Below are 3561 nucleotides of genomic sequence, written 5' to 3'. Positions count from 1 at the left end.
TCAGTTAATTCATGCCTGTCAGATCAAGTCTAAACTATTACAAATTAATATAGGTACAAGAAGGGTACAACAAATTTTAAGGTTAAATTACCTAGCTCCAAAAATAAAGGAAGACATAGTAAAGGGAAGACAACCAAGAGGTTTGAAGTTAGCTGATTTAAGAGAAATACCAATGTTATGGAGTGAACAATTAGAGAAGTTTTACGGCTCAGCGTCGTAACGTTTATAAAAACAACATGAAAAAACATCGAAAAAAGTATGTGCCAGAAAATTAAAAAAGGTTATTGCAAAAGGACTACTACAAAGGGCCACACAAAAAGATGTTGAAATTGATATAGAAGAGCAAATAAATGTTACAAAATCAATTATGTAAAAATATCAATACAAGTGATGAAGATTTTAGCATATTAGGTGCAACAATGGTAGAAAATGATCCAATTTTAGCTGCATATTTTAATAGTAGACCTGGAGTGTAAAAGGCAGCTCAGCCAATTGTATGTTCCATATCCTCATTTTGTAGCCAGCTTAAAAACAATATAAAAGAGTATTCTTAGAAGACATTGGTACGAACTCCTTAATCTATAAATTACAGTAGTTTATATTTAAATAATAATCTTCAACTTTTTAGCAAATTAATCTACCTAGAAACTTCTCTCCTAGGATCAGAAGTCCTTCTTAACTCTTCACGTTCTGTCCATTTGTTGTTAGACTCGCTTATTACTTCAGGATGCATTAATCCACCGGATCTAGCAAAAACACCTCGGTCTATAGCTTCAATAACCGATAAACCTCCCAATAAGCAATTTTGTCCTATCTTTTCATAATTTTCTATTCCTTCATTGCAATCTTCTATTGCTTCATTATAACTGTCTATTTCATCGAGTAGAAGTAGGCCTTCTTCACTCACCTCTACTTTTATCCAATTTTTATTTTCTTCATGAGGGCATAATCTAACTTCTAATTCTCCCAAACTAGTATAGAAAGTTAATACTATACTGCTACCTTCTGTAAGATCTGTATAATTCCTTATGCCATTTTCAGTTTTAATTTCTACTTCACTTCTACCGATCTTTACTATATTTCTTCCACACTTTACCTCTCCATCGGTTAGACCTAAACCCCTTACCCCATCTGTTATCTTTATAATGTCTATTTTACTATCTTTAGAATATTCTAAGTAAAAAACGGAGTTGTCTACTCTTGCATCTTTTAGCTCGCTATTGGTTGCACTTTTTGCGATTTCAATAAATTTATGAGAATTGCTAACATAATCTCTATAAGCTTTTTTTAGGTTAGTTTTATGCTCTTTAAATTCTGATGTCAGTGTGTTAGCATCAACTGTATTACCAAACACTGCCCCTTTTGATACTAATTGACATATTATATTACTAGCAACTTTAGGATTTTTTTCTAATTCACTGATTTTTTTCATCACATAATCGGTAAAAGTGTACTCATTACCTGAAAAGAAATCTTGTGAAAGAGAATAGTTTAATCGTACACCAGACTTTATAGCATCGTTTACAATCTTTTCAAGTTCAGCCATATTTTGAGCTCGAAATACCTTATCAGAAAACTTATTTAACTTCTCCTTCTGATTTGAAGTTAAATTAACGAGTAATTTACTGGCCTGTCCTTTCTTTTGCTGACGATAAATATTTATATCATAATCTAATGCTCCTGCTTCTAGAAATATCTTTCTTAACTCTTGAATAAGACCTTCATTGTCCCAAGAAAAACGATCAACATAAGAAAACACTTTTGATTCACCCATTCCTTGCCGAATATTTAGCACCACTTTTAGGTCTGAATCTCTTTTATGCTTACTTAAAAACTCCTTTAAATTTTTAGTGCAGTCTGAATCGAGTACAAGTAAGTCATACAATTCTGCATTTAACTTTTTCTGTTTATCAGTTAGAAATAATTCTTCTATATTATAGCAGAGTTTATTAGTTGCTATTTGTTGTGGAGTTCTCCCCTTTCTGCTTGTTATATTAGGGTTAGCTCCTTTCAGGAGAAGAGAGTTTGCATTATCGTAATGACCTTTAGCAGCAGCAAGGTATAATGGTGTTTTTCCTTTATTATCTTGTATGTTAGGATCTGCGCCTGCTTCTAAGAGTAAATCTATAGCCTGATTTCCTGTGCGATGAAATCCACCAATATTTGCTCCTGCAATCGCATGCAATACTGTTGATTGAGATTCTCCTCTTCTTAGGTTAAGAATTACTTTTAAATCTTTATTGTTTCTATTATCATGTAAAAATTCTTCAAGAGGTTCAGTATTATCAAATGAACCACAGTTAGAAGCTAAACATTTTAGAGCACTAAGTAACTTTTTGTTTAAATTTTTTTGACTTGGCGTAAGATCGTGATCTAGAGCAAACCAAACACAAATTTGTTCGTTTAGTCCAAGTTTGCTATCTATTAAAGAAGGTAGTTCATTATGATTTCTAACTGATGGTAAATCTCCTGAGTACCACATATCATTCATCAGCTCATTTAATAAATGTTCTTTAGATGATAGATGTTCTATAACGGATTCATATTCAATATCAGATAGTTCTGGCTTTGGTTTTAGTAGATTGGTGATAAATTTTATCATTCCAGTAGACTCACCCATACTTACCCCTCTAAGATACATAGTACATTATATGCGATATGTAACATTAAGTCAATAACCATAATCTTTTTACTACTTATGTCGTTAAGCTTTTGTTAAGTTTTTATGGTGAGTAATATAAGATCTTTAGACAATCAAGCAGTGTAGCATTTACCCTACAGTACGGCTTGTTGTCTGTTTTGAATTTGTTACTATCTCACACCAACTATTTTTTTTCTTTTCATTAGATAAGGTAATTTTTTCAGAAGATTGACGTAGTGTTTCATGTTTTTCAAAATATCCTCGTTTAATCGCATCATGTACTGAATATCCACCAAGTAAGCAATTTTCTCCTATTTCTTCCTTATCTTTTAATTGATCAAGTTTCTTCTTGTCATCGTCACTTATCTTTACTTCAATTTTATTGTTGTCTTTATCACTAGAACGTAGATGAATACTAATCTTTCCTACTTCAGTAGTAAAAGACATTTCAATGCCACCTTCTAAAACGTCTGTATAATTTCTTTTTCCTCCTACATTTTCAACTCTTACTATACTCTTTCCAACATGAAATATATGATGTCTAAAACTTAAATCTTTCACTTTTGGATTATTTATAACTTTTGCAACCTCAACAGTGCTTCTAAGAAACTTCCCATTAGTTATTCCTGTTGAACTAAGATATAACCGAATTCCTGTGCCTTTTTGATTAAATTTTTTACAACTTTCTCTTTGTAACGTGTTTCATAATAATCTATTCCTCTTTCTACATATTCTTGTCCATACTTCAAACTATAATAGTTTAGACTTGATCTGACAAGCAAACAAAGTAAGATAAAAATATAGACAAGTTTTAAAGGAGTGTCAGATATGAATACAACACAAGAAAATGTAATAGTTTAGACTTGATCTGACAGGCATGAATTAACTGACAGAAGAATTAACAAAGTCAAAACCAAAAT

Annotated in this window: 4 protein-coding genes and 1 pseudogene; 2 read left to right on the top strand and 3 right to left on the bottom strand. The window is 31.5% G+C overall.

Annotated features, from left to right (window positions below):
• Together JR053_RS05120 and JR053_RS05115 are read left to right on the top strand one after the other, a co-directional pair.
• A pseudogene (locus tag JR053_RS05120) lies at positions 1-220 on the top strand (recombinase family protein); the annotation flags it as partial.
• A gap of 130 nt (positions 221-350) precedes the next feature.
• Positions 351-476, top strand: coding sequence for a hypothetical protein (locus JR053_RS05115; protein ID WP_010405125.1), 126 nt, complete (start codon positions 351-353; stop codon positions 474-476).
• Between the two features lie 161 nt (positions 477-637).
• On the opposite strand, the gene JR053_RS05110 is transcribed toward JR053_RS05115, so the two are convergent.
• From JR053_RS05110 to JR053_RS05100, 3 genes are all read right to left on the bottom strand, one after another.
• Positions 638-2620: an ankyrin repeat domain-containing protein gene (locus JR053_RS05110; protein ID WP_416603778.1), complete on the bottom strand. Its 1983-nt coding sequence runs from the start codon at positions 2618-2620 to the stop codon at positions 638-640.
• A gap of 150 nt (positions 2621-2770) precedes the next feature.
• Positions 2771-3202, bottom strand: coding sequence for a hypothetical protein (locus JR053_RS05105; protein WP_416603776.1), 432 nt, complete (start codon positions 3200-3202; stop codon positions 2771-2773).
• Between the two features lie 59 nt (positions 3203-3261).
• Positions 3262-3423 (bottom strand): hypothetical protein, encoded by a 162-nt coding sequence (locus JR053_RS05100; RefSeq protein ID WP_416603780.1) that lies wholly within the window; start codon positions 3421-3423, stop codon positions 3262-3264.
• Between the last annotated feature and the right edge of the window lie 138 nt (positions 3424-3561).

The sequence above is a fragment of the Wolbachia endosymbiont of Nasonia vitripennis genome, from assembly GCF_048054115.1.
Taxonomy (GTDB): domain Bacteria; phylum Pseudomonadota; class Alphaproteobacteria; order Rickettsiales; family Anaplasmataceae; genus Wolbachia.
Note: the sequence above shows the minus strand (reverse complement) of the source record. Positions and strands in the feature narration are given on the sequence as shown.